This is a genomic window from uncultured Leptotrichia sp., assembly GCF_938036635.1.
GTDB lineage: Bacteria > Fusobacteriota > Fusobacteriia > Fusobacteriales > Leptotrichiaceae > Leptotrichia > Leptotrichia hongkongensis.
The window spans coordinates 1-4,454 of record NZ_CALHQO010000202.1; the positions used below are offsets into that span (position 1 = coordinate 1).

The 4,454-nt window shown below is 31.0% G+C and carries 4 protein-coding genes; 3 read left to right on the plus strand and 1 reads right to left on the minus strand.

Annotation, left to right across the window (positions count from 1 at the left end):
• Window positions 1-259: 259 nt before the first annotated feature.
• The 3 genes from miaB to Q0370_RS03960 are packed head-to-tail and all read left to right on the plus strand — an operon-like array spanning window position 260 to window position 3,241.
• The gene (miaB, locus tag Q0370_RS03950; protein ID WP_299572408.1) at window positions 260-1,588 is read left to right on the plus strand and encodes a tRNA (N6-isopentenyl adenosine(37)-C2)-methylthiotransferase MiaB; all 1,329 of its coding nucleotides are present in this window, start codon (window positions 260-262) and stop codon (window positions 1,586-1,588) included.
• A complete protein-coding gene (gene rho, locus Q0370_RS03955; protein ID WP_232052583.1) occupies window positions 1,589-2,935 on the plus strand; it encodes a transcription termination factor Rho in 1,347 nt (448 codons plus the stop codon). It abuts the gene before it with no gap.
• Window positions 2,936-2,959: 24 nt separating this feature from the next.
• A complete protein-coding gene (locus Q0370_RS03960) occupies window positions 2,960-3,241 on the plus strand; it encodes a cupin domain-containing protein (RefSeq protein ID WP_021743624.1) in 282 nt (93 codons plus the stop codon).
• Between the two features lie 28 nt (window positions 3,242-3,269).
• Here the strand turns inward: Q0370_RS03960 and Q0370_RS03965 are convergent.
• The coding region (locus Q0370_RS03965; protein ID WP_299572422.1) for an RnfABCDGE type electron transport complex subunit D at window positions 3,270-4,454 on the minus strand (1,185 nt) is incomplete at its 5' end.

Below are 4,454 nucleotides of genomic sequence, written 5' to 3' on the forward strand. Positions count from 1 at the left end.
ACCCTAAATTATATAATTTCTATCAGTTCAATTTTAAATGGGTTCGAGTATAATTAAAAAAAAGAATAAAAAATTCTTGAAATTCCAAAATAAAAATGATACCATTACAATAGGAGAAAATAAACTTGAAAAATAATGGTTTATACTTGGATAGTTAGAACTATTTAAGTGTTGAAAAAATTATCAATTTAGTCAATTCAGAAACTATTCAGTAAAAATCAAAAATTTTAAAAAAAGAACAAAATTTGGAGGGAAAAAAGTGGAAAAGAGAGCAACTATAATAACATACGGTTGTCAAATGAATGTAAATGAAAGTGCAAAAATGAAGCAGATGCTTCAAACAATGGGGTATAGCATGACTGAAGATATTGAAAATACAGATTTGGTATTTTTAAATACTTGTACAGTAAGAGAAGGTGCAGCTGTTAAAGTATATGGAAAATTAGGAGATTTGAAAAGAATTAAGGAAGAAAAAGATGGAAAAATGATTATTGGTGTCACAGGATGCCTTGCTCAAGAGGTAAGAGATGAATTTATTAAAAAAACGCCTTATGTCGATTTGGTTCTTGGAAATCAGAATATAGGAAGAATTCCTGATATTTTAGAAAGGATTGAATCTGGGGAAGAGACACATATTGTTATGGTAGATGATGAGGATGAACTTCCAACAAGAGTAGATGCAGACTTTGGAGATGATATTGTGGCTTCTATCTCGATTACTTATGGGTGCAATAATTACTGTACGTTCTGTATAGTCCCTTATGTGCGTGGAATGGAGAGATCTGTACCTCTTAATGAAGTTGTTAGGGATGTTGAGCAATATACAAAAAAAGGATACAGGGAAATATTATTTTTAGGACAGAATGTAAATTCGTATGGAAGCGATTTTGCGAATGGAGAAGATAATTTTGCAAAACTGCTGGAGCAAAGTGCAAATGTAGAAGGAGATTTCTGGATAAAATATGTATCTCCACATCCAAAGGATTTTAGTGATGAAGTAATTGATACAATTGCAAGAAATCCTAAAATTGCTAGAATGTTGCACTTACCATTACAGTCAGGTTCTACAAAAATTTTAGATTCAATGAATAGAGGATACACAAAGGAAGAGTTTATAGCTCTTGCTAAGAAAATTAAAGAAAAAATACCTGATATTGGACTTACTACTGATATTATTGTTGGATTTCCTGGGGAAACAGATGAAGACTTTCAAGATACAATGGATGTAGTGAATGAAGTTGGATTTGAGAATGCGTTTATGTTTATGTATTCAAAGAGAACAGGAACTCCTGCGGCTACAATGGAAAATCAGGTTGATGAGCAGGTAAAAAATGAGAGATTGCAACAGCTTATGAGATTGCAGAACATGAAAGCAAAAGAAGAAAGTCAGAAATATTTAGGAAAAATTGTAAAAGTGCTAGTTGAAGGACCAAGTAAAAAAAATCCTGAAATGCTGGTTGGAAGAAGTTCTACACATAAAATAGTTTTATTTAAAAGTGATAGAAAAGACCTGAAAGGGCAATTTGTAAATACGAAAATTTACAATGCGAAAACATGGACATTGTATGGAGAGCTGGTGGAGGAATAAATGGCAAAAAAAGATAATGAAATAGAATCGGAGAAAAATTTGGATGAACAACTAGAATTAGATAAGAAAGATGTTTCTGAAAATTCAGACTCCGAAGAAGAAATGATACGAGAAATTCTTTCTCAAAATGTAACTAAATTAAAGAAAATGGCAAAGGAATATAAAATTGGAAGTTTTTCTGGAATGTCAAAACTTGAACTTATAAATGCAATTTTGATTGAAAAGGGGAAAGAAAGAGGAAAAACTTATGGATTTGGTAAATTGGATGTAATAGGTGAGGGAAATTATGGGTTTTTGAGAAATACTTCGATTGGGCCTGATGTTTATGTGTCAATTTCACAGATAAAAAGATTTTTCTTAAGAAATGAGGATATTGTATTTGGAGAATTGAGAATTCCGATTGGAACTGAGAAAAATTATGGGATTTTGAAAGTATTGCTTGTAAATGGAGACTTGCCTGAAAAATCGCTAGAACGTCCGTATTTTGACGATTTAGTGCCATCTTATCCAGACGAAAAGCTAAACTTAGGAGGTGGGGAAATTTCTTCAAGAATTATTGACTTAATTTCGCCAATTGGGAAAGGACAGAGAGGGCTTATAGTCGCACCTCCAAAAGCTGGTAAAACAGTACTTCTTTCTACTCTTGCAAATGACATTATAAAATACAATCCTGAAATTGATGTGTGGATACTATTAATTGATGAACGTCCTGAAGAAGTTACGGATATTAAAGAAAACGTAAAAGATGCGGAAGTATATTCAGCGACTTTTGATGAAGACCCAAGAGTACATACGGAAGTTACAGAAAATGTGCTTCAGATGGCAAAAAGGCAAGTGGAACGTGGGAAAGATATTTTAATTCTTATGGATAGTTTAACAAGGCTTGCACGTTCATATAACATCACTATTCCATCAAGCGGAAAATTAATTTCAGGAGGAATCGACCCCAATGCGCTTTATTATCCAAAAAGATTTTTAGGTGCCGCAAGAAATATAAAAAATGGTGGAAGCCTTACAATTATTGCGACAGCTCTTGTTGAGACTGGAAGTAGAATGGACGAAGTAATTTTTGAGGAATTTAAAGGGACAGGAAATATGGAAATCATTTTAAGCAGAACGCTGGAACAGTTAAGAATATTTCCTGCAATTGATGTACTAAAAAGTGGGACAAGACGTGAAGAACTTCTGATTCCAAGAGAAAATTTGGAAAAAATTTGGAAATTAAGAAGAGAGCTGAATGAAATGTCAGAAGTTGAAGGAATGAAAAATCTGATAGAACTTATAAAAAAATATAAAAATAATGATGAATTACTGGAAGATTTATATAAAGCTAAAAAAACAAAATAAAAATAAATATTAAGGAGAAAAAAGATGTTTGGAAATGTAAAAAATGAAGCAGGGTTGCTGTTTAACAAGGGAAATTTTAAATTGGTAAAGAAAATTTTGAAAAAAGATGAAAAAATTGCTAAGCACAATCATGAAGATGAAGAAATTGTTTTTACCGTTCTAAAAGGAAAAATGGAAATGTACCTGAATGAAACTGAAAAGCATGTTTTAGTACCAGGAGATATTTTACATTTTGACGGAGTAAACTTTATTAATGGAAGTGCTTTGGAAGATTCTGAAGTTAGTGTAACATTGATAAAAAAATAATTATGTAAAAAGGGGCTTTTTAGCCCCTTTAATAGTTTATTCTTTTTTTAGTTGTAATGAGTTTTATTGTAAGTATCAAAATATAAAGATATACTAAATAGGGAATGATTCCAAATTTATGGAATTTCACAAAGATAACTGCAAAAGTGAAAATTCCGATAGTAAGTAAAATCATTTTTCCAGATTGCTTTAATATTTCTTCTTTTATATCATAACCGAATACAACTGGACGAAAAACTTTATTTATAAATTTTGTAAAAGGATTTAATATTATCAGAACATACGATAATGTTTCATTTTTTATTCCAAGTAATGATAATAAGACTATCACGAGTCCAAGCATTATCCCGTAATATATTTTTCCACCTGCAAAAGATGGACTTGTCGGCATATCGGTTGCCATAAAAATTCCTGTTAATAATAATCCGCCGATTGAAACAGAGGTATCTTCTTTTAATAATGTTGTTATAAGAAAGAATGTAGCAAACAGGCTTACAGGAATATGCCATGAAATCCGATTTTTGAGCAATAAGTACAATCCACCTAGAATCAAGGCAAAAGCAGAGTATGATCCTAAAGAACCTGAAGAGGTCAGTAGTAGTTCATCTAAATAACTTGTAAATGGAGCTTTATAAAAGTTTGCAAAAAAATTAATTTTAGGCAATATTAAAGACTCTTGGCTAAACCAAATTGCTCCTGAAGACATTGAAACAGAAAAAAAGACAGTCATAAATTCACGACCTACTACTGCTGGATTAAGAATATTTTTTCCAATTCCCCCATATATTAATTTTCCAAAGATTACAGCCATTGCCGCTCCAAAAACAACTATAGGTAAAGGAGTTAACGGTGCTAAAGTCATAGCCAACAAAATACCAGTTATAATTGCAGATAAATCATGTATAGAGTTGGTATCGTCTAAAAATATTTTTGAAAATAACTTTTCCGTTACAACTGCTGATAAAACAGAAGTCGCAATTAGCAAGAGTGCATTTATTCCATAAACCAATCCTGACGCAATAATAGCTGGAAATAATGATATAATCACATCTTTCATAATATTTCTTATATCAATTTCAGTTCTAATGTATGGAGTAAAAGATAGTTTTTTTAATTTCCTTTTTTTGAAAAAATTTGTTATTATTTTTTCTCTTCTATTTTTTTCGTTTTTATTTTTATCATTATCATTATCATTATCATTATCATTATCATT

Bases quoted from the DNA above. Each gene is read 5' to 3' on its own strand.
- Q0370_RS03960 (WP_021743624.1), top strand. From the start codon at position 2,960: ATGTTTGGAAATGTAAAAAATGAAGCAGGGTTGCTGTTTAACAAGGGA.
- rho (WP_232052583.1), top strand. From the start codon at position 1,589: ATGGCAAAAAAAGATAATGAAATAGAATCGGAGAAAAATTTGGATGAA.